The following is a 16,915-nucleotide window of genomic DNA, read 5'->3' as shown; positions in this document are numbered from 1 at the left end:
GGCGTGCTTTGTCGGCGTCATGCTGCGCCAGGCCATCAGCGGAGGGCTGGGCGGATGACGGCCCCGACGGTGGATCGTGCGGCCGGCAACCGCGTGCTGCTGTACAAACTGCTGGTGATTGCCGTGCTGATGTTCGGCTTCGCCTTTGCGCTGATTCCGTTCTATCGCGAGATCTGCGCCGCACTCGGGCTCAATGAGCTGACGCGGGCGGATGCGGCGCCGGCCAATACCCAGGTCGACCTGAGCCGCAGCCTCAGTGTGGCGCTGGACGCCAATCCGCAGCCGGGGTCGCCGTTGTCGCTGGTGCCGCTGCGGCCCAGTCTGAACGTGCATCCGGGCGAATTCGCCCATGTCGAATACCGCATCGTCAACCAGAGCCAGCGCCGGATCTGGGCGCAAGCGCTGCCGGCCTATTCGCCGGTCAGCGCGGCGCAGTACTTCCACAAGCTGGAATGTTTCTGCTTTCGCGAAATGGTGCTGGAGCCCGGCGAGTCGCGCACGCTGCCGGTGGTGTTCGTGATCGATCGCCAGGTGCCGGACAGCGTCGGCGCACTGGCGCTGTCGTACCGGGTGATCGAAGTGGCGGGGAAGGGCGGGTCATGACCGTGCTGCAGACGCTGCGCACCGTGCTGGCGGCCTTCTTCGGGGTGCGTGGCCGCCGCTCGGCCGAGCGCGACCGGCAGATTTCGCCGCGCGACATCATCCTGACCGCGCTGCTGCTGGTGCTGTGCCTGATCGTCCTGCTGGTGCTGGCGGTCAGATGGATTGCGGGATAAGGAGAACGACATGCAGGCACATACCCCCGACAGCGGCGACTACTTCGTCCCGGCCCCCAGTCGCTGGCCGATGGTCGGCGCCGTGGCGCTGTTCCTGCTCGGGCTGGGCGCGGCGCTGGCGGTCAACCGCATCGCCCCCGGGATGTGGCTGCTGGCAGCCGGTGCGGCGGTGCTGGTGTGGATGCTGGTCGGCTGGTTTGGCGACGTGATCCGCGAGTCGGTCGGCGGACGCTACTCCGGCCAGGTGGACCAGTCGTTCCGCTGGGGCATGAGCTGGTTCATCTTTTCCGAAGTGATGTTCTTCGGCGCCTTCTTCGGCGCGCTGTTCTATGTCCGCGCCATTGCGCTGCCCGACCTGTCCGGCCAGGTGACCGGCCAGTGGCTGTGGCCGGATTTCCGCGCCGCATGGCCGGCCAGCACCGGCCCGCTGACCGCAAGCGACTACACGCCGATGGAAGCATGGGGGCTGCCGGCACTGAATACGCTGATCCTGCTGTCGTCGGGGGCGACCGTGACCGTCGCGCACTGGGCCATGCTGGCCGGCCAGCGGCGCCGGCTGGTGCTGGCGCTCGGCGCGACGGTTGCCCTTGGCCTGACCTTTCTGTGCCTGCAGGCCTGGGAATACCACCACGCCTTCAGCAGCCTGAACCTGACCCTCGGCTCCGGCGCCTACGGCATGACGTTCTACATGCTGACCGGCTTTCACGGTCTGCACGTGCTGCTGGGCTCGGTCATGCTGCTGGTGGTCTGGCTGCGGGTGCTGCGCGGGCACTTCGATGCCGACCACCATTTCGCCTTCGAGGCGGCGGCCTGGTACTGGCACTTCGTCGATGTGGTGTGGCTGATGCTGTTCGTCTTCGTCTACTGGCTGTGACCGTGCCCTTTACCGGCCCGGGCCGTGCGGTGCCCACCAGCCGAGCGCCGCACCGAGCCACAGCAGACCGAACAGCAGCAGCGACAGCGCGATGCGTGCCGTCAGCGCACGCACCGCGCCCCGGGAGCCCGGGGGCTGGCGCAGCACGCGGCGCAGCGCGTGGCCCAGGCTCAGGACAATGAGGATGAGCAAGGCAATGGCGACATATCTCATGGCGACGGATTCGAAGGACGGTGCCTCCCAGTCTAGACGGCGCGGACGGGCCATGCCGTGGCTGGCTGCCATGATGGTGGCCGCCGCCTGCCTGGCACTGGCCGGCTGGCAGTGGCAGCGCGGGCAGCGCCAGGCCGCAGCGGACATGCAGCTGGCGGCGCGCGCGGTCCACGCACCGGTCATGCTGGATGAATTGCCGGCCGATACCGGTGCCTGGATCGGCCGGCGGGTGACCCTGGTCGGCCGGGTGGTCTCGCCGCCGATCCTGCTCGACAACGTGACCCGCAACGGCCAGCCGGGCTGGCGGGTGCATGAGTTGCTGGAACTGGCCGACGGCCGCAGCGTACTGGTGGTGCGCGGTTTTGCCGATCGGGCCGCCCGTGATGCACTGCCGGCCGGCGCGGGCCGGGTCGACGGCCGGCTGGCAGCATGGCCGGGCGTGCGTCGCGTGCTTGACGGGCCGGATCACGCCGGCGATGTGTGGCAGGCGCTGCCGCCGGCCGCGCTGGCGGCGGCCTATCGGGTCAGGCTGGCGCCGCTCAGCCTGATCGCCGACCGGACCGATCCACCGTTGCAGCCGCTCGATACGATGGCCGGGCGGGGCATGACCCCCGACCGGCATTACGCCTATGCGCTGCAATGGGCGCTGCTGGCCATTGCCGCACTGGCGGTCTGCGCGGCGCTGGTCCGTCACCCGGAAAGGACACGCCCATGAGCCCGCCCGCTGCCGGAGGCCGCCGCGCCCGTCGCATCCTGATCCTGCTGCTGCTGTTGACCGCCGCGCCGATCCTGCTGGCCACCGCGGCCTATTACTGGTGGCCGCCGCGCGGCGGCGCCAGCTATGGCCAGCTGATCGTGCAGCCGCTGCCGGTGGCGATCGCGCCGGGGCACTGGGTGCTGGCCAGCTGGGCGCCGGCGCCGTGCGATGCCGACTGCGGTCAGCGGCTGGACAATGCCCGCCGCTTGCGGGTGGCGCAGGGCGAGGCGGCCTCGCGGCTCGACGTGGTCTGGCTGTACCCGCCCGGGGCAACGGTCAGTGTCGACGCCGACGATGTGCATGCCGTGGCGCTGGATGCCGGGGTGCTGGTCGCGCTGGCGCCCGGGATGCACCCGCTCGACGACCTGTACCTGATCGACCCGCACGGCAATCTGGTCTTGCGCTACCCGGCCGGATTCGAGCCACGCCGCGCCCTGGTCGAAATCGGCAAGGTGATGAAGGTCAACCGGGGGATGGGCTGATGCGCAAACTGGTGTGGATCGCCTGGTGGCTGACGCTGGTGGTGGTGCCGCTCGGCGCCTATGTGCGGCTGTCCGACGCCGGGCTTGGCTGCCCGGACTGGCCCGGCTGCTATGGCCATCTGTCGGTGCCGGCTGCCGCCCATGAGCTGGATCATGCCGCAAGCCGCTTTCCCGACCAGCCGCTGGATGCCGGCAAGGCCTGGAAGGAGATGACCCACCGCTATGCGGCCGGTCTGCTCGGGCTGACGATTCTGGCGCTGACGGTCGCCGGCTGGCGCCGCGCGCGTCGGGCCGGCCTGCCGCCACCGGCACTGGAAACCACGCTGGCGGCCGTGCTGGTGCTGCAGGCCCTGCTTGGCATGTGGACGGTCACGCTGCTGCTGAAACCCGCCGTGGTGACGCTGCATCTGATCGGCGGCATGAGCACGCTGGCGCTGCTGACCGTGTTGCTGGCCCGCGAGCGCGGACTGGCGCCGGTCCGGCTGGCGGCGCGGGCGCGCTGGGGGGTCGGGCTGGTTCTGGTGGCGGTAGTTGGCCAGGTGCTGCTTGGCGGCTGGGTCAGCAGCAACTACGCGGCGCTGGCCTGCGGCGTGCAGTTTCCGGCCTGCCGCGGCGAATGGCTGCCGGACGGCATGCTGTTCCGCGACAGTTTTCATGTCTGGCGCGCGCTGGGCGAAACCGCCTCCGGCGCGCTGCTGTCCAGCGATCACCTGACTGCCATCCACTGGCTGCACCGCGCCGGTGCCGGCGTGGTGACGCTGTCACTGGGCCTGCTGCTGGTCCGGCTGTGGCCGCAACACCGCCTGCGCCGGCACCTGCTGGCGCTCGGTGTCCTGCTGCTGACCCAATTGCTGCTCGGCATGGCCAATGTCCTGCTGCAATTGCCGCTGCCGCTGGCCGTCGCGCACAACGCAGTCGGTGCCTGGCTGCTGGCCGGTGTGGTGCTGCTCGGCTGGCGGGTCTGGCAGCCGGCGGCACAGACCGTTTCCGACCCATCTGCTGCCTGGAGTCCATCATGCGTGAATCGGTACTGAGTCCTGCCGGGCTGTGGCGTGACAAGGCGGCGGCGCTGCTGTCGCTGACCAAGCCGCGCGTGGTGCAACTGATCACTTTCTGCGCACTGATCGGTTTTCTGCTGGCGGTGCCGGGCTGGCCGGATGCGGTGACCTTCGTCGCCACCGGGGTCGGCATCACCCTGGCGGCGGCCGGCGCGGCGGCGATCAACTGTCTGGTCGAACGGACGGTCGATGCGCGCATGCGCCGCACCGAGCGCCGGCCGCTGGCCAGCGGCCGGCTGGCGCCGGTCGAGGCGCTGGTGTTCGCCGTGCTGCTGGCGGTGACCGGGCTCGGCATACTGTGGATTCGGGTGAATGCGCTGACCATGTGGCTGACGCTGGCAACCTTCGTCGGTTACGCCATCGTCTATACGCTGTGGCTGAAGCCGGCCACGCCGCAGAATATTGTTATCGGCGGCGCCAGCGGAGCGATGCCGCCGCTGCTCGGCTGGGTCGCGGCCACCGGACAGATCAGCGGGGATGCGCTGCTGCTGTTCGCCATCATCTTTGTGTGGACGCCGCCGCATTTCTGGGCGCTGGCGCTGTACCGGCGCGACGACTACGCCCGTGCCGGCCTGCCGATGCTGCCGGTCACGCACGGCGAGCGCTTCACCACCCTGGCCGTGCTGCTGTACACCCTGCTGCTGTCGGCGGTGACACTGCTGCCGGTGGCGACCGGCATGGCCGGCGGGCTGTATCTGCTGGCTGCGCTGGCACTGAACGGCCGCTTCCTGCAGATTGCATTTGGCATGCATCGTCGTTATGCTCACGCGACTGCCCGCCGCGCGTTTGTCTTTTCGATCTGGTATCTTTCCGGCTTGTTCGCGGCCTTGCTTGTGGACCACTACCTGCCTTGGCCAATGTCCTGATCCCCGTTGCGGGGAGGGCACTGGCGTGGACGCTATGAAATACCTGATCCGCGCCCTGGCGCTTATGCTCGTTGCCTGTCTCGCCGCCTGTTCGCCCGAGCCGGCGGCGCCTGCTTTCTCGGCGACCGATGTCACCGGGATCGACTATGCGCGCGACTTCTCCCTGGTCAACACCAGCGGCAAGCCGGTCCGGCTGTCGGACTATCGCGGCAAGGTCGTCGCCGTGTTCTTCGGCTACACCCACTGCCCCGATGCCTGTCCGACCACCATGGCCGAACTGGCCAATGCGATGAAGAAACTCGGCGCCCGGGCCGATAAGGTCCAGGTGCTGTTCGTTTCCGTCGACCCGGAACGCGATACGCCGGATGTGCTGGCCGCCTATGCTGGAGCATTCGATCCGCGCTTCCGGGCGCTGACCGGTACGCCAGAGGCGATCGCCAGGGTGGCGGGCGATTTCAAAGTGGTTTACCGCAAGGTCGCCGGCGATCATGCCGCCGAGTACACCATCGATCATAGCGCCGGCACGTATTTGTACGATCCGGACGGTCGCCTGCGGGTCTATGTGCCGTACGGCAGCGGCGCCGACGTGTTTGCCCACGATATCGGTGCGCTGATCGGCCCTGACCGCTAGGCGTCATCCTTCAGGCCTGACCCCAAGATTCACACAGGATTAGAAACACGTGACCGATTCCGCCGAATCCCCAGCCGCCGAGCCCAGCGATACCAACGGGCTCCACAAACCGCTTCGTCCCAGCGACGAACTGGCGAAATTCGCCATGAGCACGCCGCTGGAGATCGTCCATCACATTCGCCGGGTCATTGCCGCGTCGAACCTGGTGACGGTGTTCTCCAATCGAGGCAAGACCTTCATGCTGACCCGGCTGCTGGCGGTGGATGCCAAGGCCGGCAAACTGGTGTTCGACATCGGCTCCGGCGATGACGTCAATCGCCAGATTGCCTCGTCGGACCGCAATGTGTTCGTCTGCTCGCCGGAAGGCATCAAGACCCAGTTCGTGACCGGCCCGGCCCGGCTGATCAGCTGGGAAGATCGCCCGGCCTTTGTCGTCGACCTGCCGCTCGAAGTGATCAAGCTGCAGCGCCGCGAGTATTTCCGCATCCAGACCCCGCTGGCCAGCCCGCTGCTGTGCCGCCTGCACGACTACGTGAACCCGGATGGCGAACGCGGCATCTCGCTGCCGATCTACGATGTCAGTCTCGGCGGCCTGTCGCTGGTGCTGCCGGGCGATGCGCCCGGCTTCGAGATCGGCACCGTGTTCTCCGACTGCTCGCTCGATCTGCGTCAGCAGGGCTCGCTGCCGGTCGAACTCGAAATCCGCAACCGGCTGATCATGCAGCAGAAGAACGGCGCCGAGCAGCATCGTATCGGCTGCATGTTCATCCATCTCAACCACCCGCTGCAGAACCAGTTGCAACGCTATATCGCCCAGCTGGAGCGCGAACGCCGCGCGCTGCTGGACTGAACCGCTTCAGAAAGTCGTCTTCATGCTTACCATTGCGCTCTCCAAGGGCCGCATTTTCGATGAAACCCTGCCGCTGCTGGCGGCGGCGGGCATCGTTCCGTCCGAGGACCCGGAGTCCTCGCGCAAACTGATCATCGGCACCAACCAGCCGGACGTGCGGCTGATCATTGTCCGCGCGTCCGACGTGCCGACCTATGTCCAGCATGGTGCGGCCGATCTCGGCATCGCCGGCCGCGACGTGCTGATCGAACACGGCGGCGCCGGCCTGTACCAGCCGCTGGACCTGGAAATCGCCAAGTGCCGGATGATGGTCGCGGTCCGCAAGGGCTTCGACTACGAGGCCGCCGTGCGCCAGGGCGCGCGGCTGCGCATCGCCAGCAAGTATCCGGGCATCGCCCGCGACCACTTCGCCAAGAAGGGCGTTCACGTCGACATCATCAAGCTGTACGGCTCGATGGAGCTGGCGCCGCTGGTCGGGCTGGCCGACGCCATCGTCGACCTGGTGTCGACCGGCAACACGCTGAAGGCCAATGATCTGGTCGCGGTGGAACCGATCGTCGACATCAGCTCGCGGCTGGTGGTCAACATGGCCGCGCTGAAGCTCAAACACGACATCATCCGCCCGCTGCTCGACACGTTCGCGTCCAGCGTCGCGGTCTAGGAGCCGGCACCATGTGGGAAACCCTGCTGGCCATCACTGTCATCGCCACGCTGGCGATGATGAGTCCGGGTCCGGACTTCTTCCTGGTGGTGAAGAATGCCGCCCGCTATCCGCGTGCGGCGGCCATGGCGACCGTCGCCGGCGTCAATGTCGGCATCCTGGTTCACATGAGCTACTGTATTGCCGGGCTGGCGCTGGTGATTGCCACCACGCCGTGGCTGTTCAACCTGCTCAAGTACGCCGGCGCAGCCTACCTGATCTGGATCGGCATCCAGGCGCTGCGTTCGCGCGGCGGTCCCGGGCTGGCCAGTGTCGGCACGGCGCCGCGCGAGCAGATCGGCCTGCGCGCTGCCTTCATGCAGGGCTTCCTGTGCAATCTGCTGAACCCGAAGGCCACGCTGTTCTTCTTCAGCGTGTTCACCCAGCTGATCCGCCCGGATACCGGACTGGGCGAAAAAGCGCTGATCGGCTTTGTCATTTTCGCGCTGGGCGTGGTTTACTGGCCACTGCTGGTGCTGGCGATCCAGCATCCGGCCGTGATCCGGGTGATGTCGCGCCTGCAACGCGGCATCGACCGCGTGCTGGGCGGCGTGCTGGTGGCGCTGGGCATCAAGGTCGCGCTGTCCTGAGCGTTCCCGCCGGGACCGGCGCGCCGGTCCGTAACGAACTTTAGTGTTGGTGTGAGTCCATGTCTGTCCGCATTCTGAATACCGCCGAGGCCGGCTTCGACGCCGCGCTGTCCGAGTTGCTCGCCTTCGAAAGCGCGCAGGATCCGGCGGTCGACACCGCCGTTGCCGCGATCGTCGAAGACGTCAAGGTGCGTGGCGATGCCGCGCTGGTCGAATATACCGCCCGCTTCGATCGTTTCACCCCGGCGTCCGCCACGGCGCTGGAACTGACCCGCACCGAACTGGAAACCGCGTTCCGGCGCATCCCCGATGCGACGCGCATCGCGCTGGAACAGGCCGCCGACCGGGTACGACGCTACCACCAGCACCAGTTGAGCAGCTCGTGGAGCTACGTCGAGGACGACGGCACGCTGCTCGGCCAGCAGGTCACGGCGCTCGACCGGGTCGGCATCTACGTGCCGGGCGGCAAGGCCGCCTATCCGAGCTCGGTGCTGATGAATGCCATGCCGGCCAAGGTGGCCGGTGTCGGCGAAATCATCATGGTGGTGCCGACGCCGGGTGGCGAACGCAACGACCTGGTACTGGCCGCCGCCTATCTGGCCGGCGTCGACCGTGCGTTCACCGTCGGCGGGGCCCAGGCTGTCGCCGCGCTGGCCCACGGCACCGAAACCATTCCCGCCGTCGACAAGATCACCGGCCCCGGCAATGCCTATGTTGCCGCCGCCAAGCGTCGCGTGTTCGGCGTGGTCGGCATCGACATGGTGGCCGGTCCGTCGGAAATCCTGGTCATCTGTGACGGCAGCACGCCGGCCGACTGGATCGCGATGGACCTGTTCAGCCAGGCCGAGCACGACGAGATCGCCCAGGCCATCCTGCTCTGTCCGGACGCGGCCTTTATCGACGAAGTCCGCGCCAGCATCGAGCGCCTGCTGCCGACCATGCCGCGCCGCGACATCATTGCCGCCAGCCTGGCCAACCGTGGCGCGCTGATCCAGGTCGCCGACCTGGCCGAGGCGTGCGACATCTCCAACCGCATCGCGCCCGAGCACCTGGAACTGTCGGTCGCCGATCCGGAAGCGTGGCTGCCGCAGCTGCGTCATGCCGGCGCGATCTTCATGGGGCGTTTCACGTCCGAATCGCTGGGTGACTACTGTGCCGGACCGAACCACGTGCTGCCGACGTCGCGCACCGCGCGGTTTGCGTCGCCGCTGGGGGTGTACGACTTCCAGAAGCGTTCCAGCCTGATCCGCGTCAGCGAGGCCGGGGCACAGACCCTGGGCCGTATCGCCAGTCCGCTGGCGCATGGAGAAGGGCTGATCGCCCACGCACGCAGTGCCGAGATGCGCCTGCACGACTGATGGCCGGGGCTGCCCGGCAGCGGGCAATCCAGTGCTGGGTATTTCCCGTGATGGCGTCATAATGAAGGTCCGGGCGACTGCCCGGCCTGCCGAAATTGTTGTCGTGCCCGAGTTGAGAGATGACCTCCCCACTGATTCGCCCTGAAATTGCCGCACTTGCGGCCTACCACGTACACGATGCCTCGGGCTATCTGAAGCTCGACGCGATGGAAAATCCGTACCGGTTGCCGGACGCGCTGCGTGCCGAGATGGGGACCAGACTGGCCGACGCACTGATCAATCGCTATCCGGACCCGTCCCCGGCCGGCCTGAAGGCCAGGATCGCCGCCGGCTTCGGCGTGCCGGCCGGCATGGATCTGCTGCTGGGCAACGGCTCGGACGAAATCATCCAGCTGGTGGCGATGACGCTGGCCAGACCGGGGGCCACATTGCTGGCGGTCGAGCCGAGTTTCGTCATGTACCGGATGATCGCCACCTTCTGCGGGCTGGCATATGTCGGCGTCCCGCTGCGCGACGATTTCCAGATCGACCTGGACGCCACACTGGCCGCCGTGCGCGAGCATCGTCCGGCGCTGACCTTCCTGTCCTATCCGAACAACCCGACCGGGCCGCGCTTCGACCGTGCCACGGTCGAGGACGTGATCCGCGCGGCCAGCCCGGGCCTGGTGGTGATCGACGAGGCCTATCACGCCTTTGCCGACGACTCGTTCCTGCCGCGACTGGGCGAATTCGACAATGTGGTGGTGATGCGCACGCTGTCCAAGCTCGGCCTGGCCGGGCTGCGACTGGGCTTCCTGGCCGGCAGTCCGGCGTGGCTGACCGAATTCGACAAGGTGCGGCTGCCGTACAACGTCAACGTGCTGACCCAGACTGCCGCGCTGTTCGCGCTCGAACACCTCGACGTGCTGGACCGGCAGGCAACGCAGCTGCGCGCCGAACGCCGCCGGCTGTCCGACGCGCTGGCCCGCCTGCCGGCGCTGACCGTCTATCCGAGCGAGGCGAATTTCATCACCATCCGCGTACCGGATGCCCCGGCGACCTATGCAGCGCTGAAGGAAGCCGGCATCCTGATCAAGAATCTGCACGGCGCCCACCCGATGCTCGACAACTGCCTGCGGCTGACCGTGGGCACGCCACAAGACAATGCCGCCATGCTGGCGGTCCTCAATGCACTGTTTGCCTGACATGCGCCAAGCTACCGTTACCCGCAATACCCTTGAAACCCAGATCACGGTGTCGATCGACCTCGACGGCACCGGGGTCGGCCGCTTCCGGACCGGCGTGCCCTTCCTCGATCACATGCTCGACCAGATCACGCGCCACGGGCTGATCGACCTCGATATCGAGGCGGCCGGCGACCTGCATATCGACGCGCACCACACGGTCGAGGATATCGGCATCACGCTGGGCCAGGCCTTCGCGCAGGCGATCGGCGACAAGCGCGGCATCCGCCGCTACGGTCACGCCTACGTGCCGCTCGACGAGGCACTGTCGCGCGTGGTCATCGACCTGTCCGGCCGTCCGGGCCTGGTCTACAACCTGGAATTCACCCGCGCGACGATCGGCAGCTTCGACGTCGACCTGTTCAGCGAGTTCTTCCACGGTTTCGTCAATCACGCGATGGTCACGCTGCATATCGACAACCTGCGCGGCGTCAACAGCCATCACCAGGCCGAGACCGTGTTCAAGGCCTTTGGCCGTGCCTTGCGCATGGCGGTCGAACCCGATGAACGCATGGCCGGCCGCACGCCGTCGACCAAAGGGACGCTGACGGCATGAAAATCGCAGTCGTCGATTATGGTATGGGCAATCTGCGCTCGGTCACCCAGGCGCTGGAGCATGTGTCCGCCGGGCGGGCCGAGATCCTGCTGACAGACCGGCCCGAGCTGGTGGCCGCTGCCGACAAGGTGGTGTTTCCGGGGCAGGGCGCGATGCGCGACTGCATGGCCGGGCTGGTGCAGTCCGGGCTGCGCGACGTGGTGCTGGACGCCGCCCGCAACAAGCCGTTCTTTGGTGTCTGCGTCGGCGCGCAACTGCTGCTCGACCACAGCGAGGAAGGCGACACCGCCGCGCTCGGTTTTTACCCCGGCACGGTCAAGCGTTTCCCGAGCGGCCAGCTCGATGCGGCCGGTGCACGGCTCAAGGTGCCGCACATGGGCTGGAACGAAGTCTGGCAGACCCGCCGTCACCCGCTGTTCGACGGCGTGGAAGATGGCGCGCGGTTTTATTTCGTCCATAGTTACTACATGGCGCCGGCCGACCCTGCATTGAGCCTCGGCTTTGCGGAATATCCGTTTGCCTTTTCGGCCATCCTCGGGCGCGGCAATGTGTTCGCCACCCAGTTCCACCCGGAGAAAAGCGCGGCGGCCGGTCTGCGGCTGCTGGACAATTTCATCGGCTGGGACGGGAGCGACGCATGACATCCGTCACTGCCCGCGGATGCGTGGCCCGGACATGAGTGCCATGGCGCTGCTGATGCTGGTGAACCTGCTGCCGCTGGCCGACCGCCCGCCCGAACATGTACCGAAACCCGCGCTGCTCGACGATGTCGGCCGTGCCGTGCTCGGCTGCTATCACCCGTCCGGCGATGTGCACGATGTCCAGCTGACGCAGTCGGCCTGGGGCGGCGCACGCCGGTATGGCGCGGATCGCGCCGGCATCATCAAAGTTAACTGGCGTGGGGCGCTCGGTCATGACCGGGTGCTGTACGCTGCCGTGCTCGGACGCGATCGCCGCGAGGCTCGTACCGTGCTTTTGTCGGACACCGCCAGTATCCCGGCGAGTCCGGATTGTCCGCTGGAACAGTGGACTCAACCCAACCATTTGTAAATCTGGCAATCATGCTGCTCATTCCCGCCATCGATCTGAAAGACGGACAATGCGTCCGTTTGCGCCAAGGTGTCATGGAAGATGCCACCGTGTTCTCCGACAACCCGGTCGAAGTCGCCACGCACTGGCGCGATCAGGGGGCTCGTCGCCTGCACCTCGTCGATCTCAACGGTGCCTTTGCCGGCAAGCCGAAGAATCTCGGCGTGATCCGCGACATCCTGACCGAAGTGGCTGATGACATGCCGGTCCAGCTGGGGGGCGGGATTCGCGATCTCGACACCATCGAGCGCTATCTCGACCTCGGCCTGACCTACGTCATCATCGGCACTGCTGCGGTCAAGACCCCCGGTTTCCTGCGTGACGCCTGCGACGCCTTCCCCGGCCATGTCATCGTCGGTCTCGACGCCAAGGACGGCAATGTCGCCGTCGACGGCTGGGCCAAACTGACCGGCCAGAACGTCGTCGACCTGGCGAAACGCTTCCAGGACTACGGTGCCGAGTCGGTGGTGTACACCGATATCGGCCGCGACGGCATGCTGTCCGGTGTCAACGTCGAAGCGACCGTCAAGCTGGCCCAGGCGCTGACCATCCCGGTCATTGCCTCCGGCGGCCTGACCAACCTCGACGACGTGCGCGCGCTGTCTGCCGTCGAGAGCGAAGGCATCGAGGGGGCGATCACCGGTCGCGCCATCTACGAAGGCACGCTCGACTTCAAGGCCGCGCAGGATCTGGCCGACACGCTGGCCGCGTAAGGGGCCCGGCGGCGCGGCCGCCGCGTACCGGCCCGCCCTCGCGAGGGGGCGGGTGTCGCGGCGTGCCGCGCGTTCACCCAACAGGAACAGACCGACTCCATGTCGCTAGCCAAACGTATCATCCCCTGCCTTGACGTGACCGCCGGACGGGTGGTCAAGGGTGTCAATTTCGTCGGCCTGCGCGATGCCGGCGATCCGGTCGAAATCGCGCGACGCTACAACGAGCAGGGCGCGGACGAACTGACCTTTCTCGACATCACCGCCTCCAGCGACGCACGCGACATCATCCTGCACGTGATCGAGTCGGTGGCGGCGGAAGTCTTCATTCCGCTGACCGTCGGCGGCGGCGTCCGCGCGGTGGACGATGTCCGCCGGCTGCTGAATGCCGGTGCCGACAAGGTCAGCATCAACACCTCGGCGGTCACCAACCCGCAACTGGTGGCCGACTGCGCCGCCCGCTTCGGCTCGCAGGCCATCGTCGTCGCCATCGACGCCAAGAGCGTCTCGCCGGAGAATGACCGCTGGGAAGTGTTCACCCATGGCGGCCGCAACGCCACCGGGCTCGATGCGGTCGAATGGGCGCGCAGGATGCAGGCGCTGGGCGCCGGTGAAATCCTGCTGACGTCAATGGACCGCGACGGCACCCGCATCGGCTTCAACCTGCCGCTGACCCGAGCGGTCAGCGATGCCGTCGACGTGCCGGTGATTGCATCCGGCGGCGTCGGCAACCTGCAGCATCTGGCCGACGGCGTCATCGAAGGCCATGCCGATGCCGTGCTGGCCGCCAGCATCTTCCACTTCGGGGAGCATACTGTCGGCGAGGCCAAGGCGCTGATGCGCGCGCAGGGCATTGAAGTCCGACTCTAAGCATTTAAGCCGGCGAACGTATCGCCGGCCCGGCAGCCAGGAGAAGCACGATGAGTACGATGCACCCGCAGGACTGGGCCGATCTGGTCCATTACAACGAACAGGGGCTGGTCAACGTCATTGCCCAGGATGCGCGCACCGGCCGCATCCTGATGGTGGCGTGGATGAACCGCGAAGCGTTGCAGCTGACCGCCGACACCCATATCGCGCATTACTGGAGCCGCTCGCGCGCCAAACTGTGGAAAAAGGGCGAAGAGTCCGGCCATCTGCAGCGCGTGGAGGAAATCCGCCTCGACTGTGATGGCGACGCCGTGCTGCTGCTGATCGAGCAGGTTGGCGGCATTGCCTGCCACACCGGCCGCGAAAGCTGCTTCTACCGCCGGCTCGAAGGCAGTGCCTGGATCGTGACCGACGCGGTGAAAAAGGATCCGCAAGCGATCTACGGCAAACCGGACGCGCATTGAATCCGGGCCCGGCATGCGGTTTTCTTGACCTGCCGGGCTGCTTTTGTCATCCGGCGCCGTTAGACTGGCGCCGGTAACTCCCCAGACTCACGAAAGTGCGAACCATGATTCCCGCCGAAGTGCTGTACAGCATTGCCGACACGCTCGAAGCGCGCAAAAGCGCGGCCCCGAGCTCGTCCTACGTGGCGAGCCTGTTCAACAAGGGCGAAGATGCCATCCTGAAGAAGGTTGCGGAAGAAGCCGCCGAGACGCTGATGGCGTCCAAGGACGGCGACAAGCTGCACCTGGTGCGGGAAGTGGCGGATCTGTGGTTCCACTCGATGGTGCTGCTTGCCTTCCACGGCCTGCGTCCCGAGGACGTGCTGGCCGAGCTCAAGCGCCGCGAAGGCATCTCGGGCCACGACGAAAAAGCGTCGCGGACCGCTTCCTGACCGCATCCGCAAGGTTTTCCCCCATGACCGACTGCATTTTCTGCAAGATCGCCCACGGCGACATCCCGTCGAGCAAGCTGTATGAAGACGACGACGTGCTGGCCTTCCACGACATCCATCCGAAGGCACCGGTGCACTTTCTGGTGATCCCGAAACGGCATATCGACTCGCTGTTCGTGGTCGACGACAGCGATGCACCGCTGCTCGGCAAACTGATGGTCACCGCGTCGAAACTCGCGCGCGAGCAGGGCCTCAGCGAAGGCTACAAGACCATCGTGCATACCGGCGAGGCCGGCGGGCAGGAAGTGTTTCATCTGCACGTCCACGTACTGGGCGAAGCAGCGTAAAATCGCGCGCGGCGACGCCGCCAATCCCCCGCTTCCCGCCGGGACGGGCATTTACTTACCATCCGCACCCGCCGCGCGGGGGCAACATCGATATCTGAAGGCAGGACATTATGGGATCGTTCAGCATTTGGCACTGGCTCATCGTGCTGGTCGTTGTGGTGCTGATTTTCGGCACCAAGAAGCTGCGCAACGTCGGTCAGGACCTGGGCTCCGCCGTCAAGGGCTTCAAGGACGGCATGAACAGTGACGCCACTCCCGCCGCCAAGGCCGACGACAGCGCGGCGCAGAAGGAAGGCCGCGTGATCGACGCCGAACCGACTGACAAGAAGTAAGCCGTGTTCGACATCAGTTTCGGCGAGCTGCTGGTCATCGGCATCGTCGCGCTGGTGGTCATCGGGCCGGAGAAGCTGCCCAGTGTCGCCCGTACCGTCGGCGCCCTGGTCGGCCGGCTCCAGCGCTACGTCAATGACGTCAAGACCGACATCCAGCGCGAGACCAGTTTCAGCGAACTCAGGCAACTGGGCAGCGAAATGACCGATGCCGCCGACAACCTGCGCCAGACCATCCATCGCCAGATGAGCGAAGTGGAAGGCGCGGTCAACGACGTCAAGTCCGGCATCGAGGCACCGCTGGCCGAGGCCGGCGCCGCCGTGCGTGAAGCCGGCGACAGCGTGGCCGCCGCCTTCGACCTGCGCGCCGATGCCGCAACGGCTGACACCGTGCCTGCCGCCACTGCGACCGACACGGTCAGCGTCGCCGCCAGCGATACCCCGGCGACCGACGGTCAGCCGGCGCCGGACGTCGACGACGGCCAGCTCGACCTGTTTGCCACCGCCCCGCCGCCGCCGGCCACCCCGCCTGCGGCCGGCGACGTTTCCAGCAAGGCCGCATGACCGAACCCGCTACCGAACAACCCCTCGTCGCGCACCTGCTCGAGTTGCGCACGCGCCTGGTGCGCGTGATCCTCGGCATCGTCATCGTCTTTCTTGCGCTGTTCCACTGGTCCGGCGACATCTACGCGCTGCTGGCGCGACCGATGATGCAGGTGATGCCGGCCGGTGCGCAGATGATCGCCACCGACGTCACCACGCCGTTCTTCGTCCCGCTGAAGGTGACGATGATGGTCGCCTTCGTGCTGGCGCTGCCGAACACGCTGTACCAGCTGTGGTCCTTTGTCGCCCCGGGGCTGTACAGCCACGAGAAGCGGCTGATCCTGCCGGTGATGGTGGCGTCGATCTCGCTGTTCCTGATCGGCATGTCGTTCGCCTACTTCCTGGTATTCCCGGTGGTATTCGGCTTCATGACCGCCGTCACCCCGCATGGCGTGGCGATGATGACCGACATCGACAAATACCTGTCGTTCGTGCTCGGCATGTTCCTCGCCTTCGGCATCACCTTCGAAGTGCCGGTCATCGTCGTGCTGCTGACGCGTTTCGGCATCATCACCGTCGAAAAACTGCGCGAAGCCCGTCCGTACGTGATCGTCGGCTCGTTTGTCGTCGCCGCCGTGGTCACACCGCCGGACGTGCTGTCGCAGATCATGCTGGCACTGCCGCTGTGGCTGCTGTACGAACTGGGCATCATCTGCTCGGGCTGGCTCGGCAAGCCGCAGCCACGCAAGGAGCAGGACGCATGAACCGGATCGCCGTGTGCCACTGGGGGGCGATCACCAGCCTGATCGGCCTGATCGTGCTGACCCTGGCATGGGAGCTGTGGCTGGCGCCGCTGCGTCCGGGCGGCAGCCTGATGGCGCTGAAGAGCCTGCTGCTGCTGGCGCCGCTGTTCGGCGTCCTGCGCGGCCGGGTCTACACCTACCAGTGGGCGAGCATGTTCATCCTGTTCTTCTTTGCCGAAGGCGTGATGCGGGCCTGGTCGGACACCGTACTCCTGTCCCGTGTCTGCGCCGGCATCGAGATCGCGCTGTGCACCCTGTTCTTCGCCTCGGCGGTCTACTACGCCAGATTCGCCCGGATGGCCGGCATCCCGGTGCGCTGATCCCCCGGCATTGACCCGGTCAATGCCGTCTTTCCTGCTGCTTTCTGCAGTAAAAACCAGCAAATAATCAGCGGC

Annotated in this window: 26 protein-coding genes; 25 read left to right on the top strand and 1 reads right to left on the bottom strand. The window is 66.7% G+C overall.

Going from position 1 to position 16,915, the window contains the following annotated elements; genetic code table 11:
* The first annotated feature begins 54 nt into the window (after positions 1-54).
* From ACYVG8_RS03840 to ACYVG8_RS03830, 3 genes are read left to right on the top strand one after another with little or no spacing between them, the layout of a single operon-like run.
* Positions 55-603 (top strand): cytochrome c oxidase assembly protein, encoded by a 549-nt coding sequence (locus tag ACYVG8_RS03840; RefSeq protein ID WP_028499423.1) that lies wholly within the window; start codon positions 55-57, stop codon positions 601-603.
* A complete protein-coding gene (locus tag ACYVG8_RS03835; protein ID WP_084300092.1) occupies positions 600-776 on the top strand; it encodes a DUF2970 domain-containing protein in 177 nt (58 codons plus the stop codon). The genes ACYVG8_RS03840 and ACYVG8_RS03835 overlap by 4 nt, the downstream gene beginning before the upstream one ends.
* A gap of 10 nt (positions 777-786) precedes the next feature.
* Complete coding sequence (locus ACYVG8_RS03830; protein WP_028499422.1) at positions 787-1,650, top strand: cytochrome c oxidase subunit 3; 864 nt, start codon at positions 787-789, stop codon at positions 1,648-1,650.
* A gap of 9 nt (positions 1,651-1,659) precedes the next feature.
* Here ACYVG8_RS03830 and ACYVG8_RS03825 read toward each other — a convergent pair whose 3' ends face one another.
* The gene (locus ACYVG8_RS03825; RefSeq protein WP_028499421.1) at positions 1,660-1,863 is read right to left on the bottom strand and encodes a DUF2909 domain-containing protein; all 204 of its coding nucleotides are present in this window, start codon (positions 1,861-1,863) and stop codon (positions 1,660-1,662) included.
* A 52-nt stretch (positions 1,864-1,915) separates the two neighbouring features.
* On the opposite strand from ACYVG8_RS03825, the gene ACYVG8_RS03820 reads away from it, so the two are divergent.
* The 22 genes from ACYVG8_RS03820 (at position 1,916) to ACYVG8_RS03715 (ending at position 16,840) form a co-directional block, all read left to right on the top strand.
* Entirely contained in the window at positions 1,916-2,578 is a 663-nt protein-coding gene (locus tag ACYVG8_RS03820; protein ID WP_028499420.1) for an SURF1 family protein, read from the top strand.
* On the top strand, positions 2,575-3,102 hold the full coding sequence (locus tag ACYVG8_RS03815) for a hypothetical protein (RefSeq protein WP_028499419.1): 528 nt from the start codon (positions 2,575-2,577) through the stop codon (positions 3,100-3,102). The genes ACYVG8_RS03820 and ACYVG8_RS03815 overlap by 4 nt, the downstream gene beginning before the upstream one ends.
* Positions 3,102-4,136 carry a COX15/CtaA family protein gene (locus tag ACYVG8_RS03810; RefSeq protein ID WP_460745038.1) on the top strand — a complete coding sequence of 345 codons (1,035 nt, stop codon included), beginning with the start codon at positions 3,102-3,104 and terminating at the stop codon, positions 4,134-4,136. Before ACYVG8_RS03815 ends, ACYVG8_RS03810 begins: the two co-directional genes overlap by 1 nt.
* Positions 4,118-5,026 carry a heme o synthase gene (cyoE, locus tag ACYVG8_RS03805; protein ID WP_051528888.1) on the top strand — a complete coding sequence of 303 codons (909 nt, stop codon included), beginning with the start codon at positions 4,118-4,120 and terminating at the stop codon, positions 5,024-5,026. The genes ACYVG8_RS03810 and cyoE overlap by 19 nt, the downstream gene beginning before the upstream one ends.
* 34 nt (positions 5,027-5,060) lie before the next feature.
* Positions 5,061-5,657 carry an SCO family protein gene (locus tag ACYVG8_RS03800; protein WP_028499417.1) on the top strand — a complete coding sequence of 199 codons (597 nt, stop codon included), beginning with the start codon at positions 5,061-5,063 and terminating at the stop codon, positions 5,655-5,657.
* 49 nt (positions 5,658-5,706) lie between these two features.
* Positions 5,707-6,507 carry a flagellar brake protein gene (locus ACYVG8_RS03795; RefSeq protein ID WP_028499416.1) on the top strand — a complete coding sequence of 267 codons (801 nt, stop codon included), beginning with the start codon at positions 5,707-5,709 and terminating at the stop codon, positions 6,505-6,507.
* A gap of 22 nt (positions 6,508-6,529) precedes the next feature.
* Entirely contained in the window at positions 6,530-7,168 is a 639-nt protein-coding gene (gene hisG, locus ACYVG8_RS03790) for an ATP phosphoribosyltransferase (protein WP_028499415.1), read from the top strand.
* Between the two features lie 11 nt (positions 7,169-7,179).
* Complete coding sequence (locus ACYVG8_RS03785) at positions 7,180-7,797, top strand: LysE family transporter (RefSeq protein ID WP_028499414.1); 618 nt, start codon at positions 7,180-7,182, stop codon at positions 7,795-7,797.
* A 59-nt stretch (positions 7,798-7,856) separates the two neighbouring features.
* Complete coding sequence (gene hisD / locus ACYVG8_RS03780) at positions 7,857-9,155, top strand: histidinol dehydrogenase (protein WP_028499413.1); 1,299 nt, start codon at positions 7,857-7,859, stop codon at positions 9,153-9,155.
* A 119-nt stretch (positions 9,156-9,274) separates the two neighbouring features.
* A complete protein-coding gene (hisC, locus tag ACYVG8_RS03775; RefSeq protein ID WP_107889078.1) occupies positions 9,275-10,339 on the top strand; it encodes a histidinol-phosphate transaminase in 1,065 nt (354 codons plus the stop codon).
* 1 nt (position 10,340) lies between these two features.
* Positions 10,341-10,934, top strand: coding sequence for an imidazoleglycerol-phosphate dehydratase HisB (hisB, locus tag ACYVG8_RS03770; RefSeq protein ID WP_028499411.1), 594 nt, complete (start codon positions 10,341-10,343; stop codon positions 10,932-10,934).
* Positions 10,931-11,575, top strand: coding sequence for an imidazole glycerol phosphate synthase subunit HisH (hisH, locus tag ACYVG8_RS03765; RefSeq protein ID WP_028499410.1), 645 nt, complete (start codon positions 10,931-10,933; stop codon positions 11,573-11,575). Before hisB ends, hisH begins: the two co-directional genes overlap by 4 nt.
* 43 nt (positions 11,576-11,618) lie before the next feature.
* The gene (locus tag ACYVG8_RS03760) at positions 11,619-11,984 is read left to right on the top strand and encodes a hypothetical protein (RefSeq protein ID WP_146745134.1); all 366 of its coding nucleotides are present in this window, start codon (positions 11,619-11,621) and stop codon (positions 11,982-11,984) included.
* Between the two features lie 11 nt (positions 11,985-11,995).
* Positions 11,996-12,736, top strand: coding sequence for a 1-(5-phosphoribosyl)-5-[(5-phosphoribosylamino)methylideneamino]imidazole-4-carboxamide isomerase (gene hisA / locus ACYVG8_RS03755; RefSeq protein WP_028499408.1), 741 nt, complete (start codon positions 11,996-11,998; stop codon positions 12,734-12,736).
* 99 nt (positions 12,737-12,835) lie between these two features.
* Positions 12,836-13,603: an imidazole glycerol phosphate synthase subunit HisF gene (gene hisF / locus ACYVG8_RS03750; protein WP_028499407.1), complete on the top strand. Its 768-nt coding sequence runs from the start codon at positions 12,836-12,838 to the stop codon at positions 13,601-13,603.
* 59 nt (positions 13,604-13,662) lie between these two features.
* Positions 13,663-14,067, top strand: a complete 405-nt coding sequence (hisI, locus tag ACYVG8_RS03745; protein WP_036386105.1) for a phosphoribosyl-AMP cyclohydrolase — start codon at positions 13,663-13,665, stop codon at positions 14,065-14,067.
* Positions 14,068-14,171: 104 nt separating this feature from the next.
* Entirely contained in the window at positions 14,172-14,498 is a 327-nt protein-coding gene (locus tag ACYVG8_RS03740; protein WP_028499405.1) for a phosphoribosyl-ATP diphosphatase, read from the top strand.
* 23 nt (positions 14,499-14,521) lie between these two features.
* Entirely contained in the window at positions 14,522-14,845 is a 324-nt protein-coding gene (locus ACYVG8_RS03735; RefSeq protein ID WP_028499404.1) for a histidine triad nucleotide-binding protein, read from the top strand.
* A 110-nt stretch (positions 14,846-14,955) separates the two neighbouring features.
* A complete protein-coding gene (tatA, locus tag ACYVG8_RS03730; RefSeq protein WP_028499403.1) occupies positions 14,956-15,177 on the top strand; it encodes a Sec-independent protein translocase subunit TatA in 222 nt (73 codons plus the stop codon).
* Between the two features lie 3 nt (positions 15,178-15,180).
* Entirely contained in the window at positions 15,181-15,738 is a 558-nt protein-coding gene (gene tatB, locus ACYVG8_RS03725; RefSeq protein WP_112692933.1) for a Sec-independent protein translocase protein TatB, read from the top strand.
* Positions 15,735-16,481, top strand: a complete 747-nt coding sequence (tatC, locus tag ACYVG8_RS03720; RefSeq protein ID WP_028499401.1) for a twin-arginine translocase subunit TatC — start codon at positions 15,735-15,737, stop codon at positions 16,479-16,481. Before tatB ends, tatC begins: the two co-directional genes overlap by 4 nt.
* Complete coding sequence (locus tag ACYVG8_RS03715) at positions 16,478-16,840, top strand: DUF2069 domain-containing protein (RefSeq protein ID WP_028499400.1); 363 nt, start codon at positions 16,478-16,480, stop codon at positions 16,838-16,840. The genes tatC and ACYVG8_RS03715 overlap by 4 nt, the downstream gene beginning before the upstream one ends.
* Positions 16,841-16,915: the final 75 nt, after the last annotated feature.

This window comes from Microvirgula curvata (genome assembly GCF_054781615.1).
The sequence above is the reverse complement of the archived record's forward strand: the minus strand, read 5'-3'. Positions and strand labels throughout refer to the sequence as shown.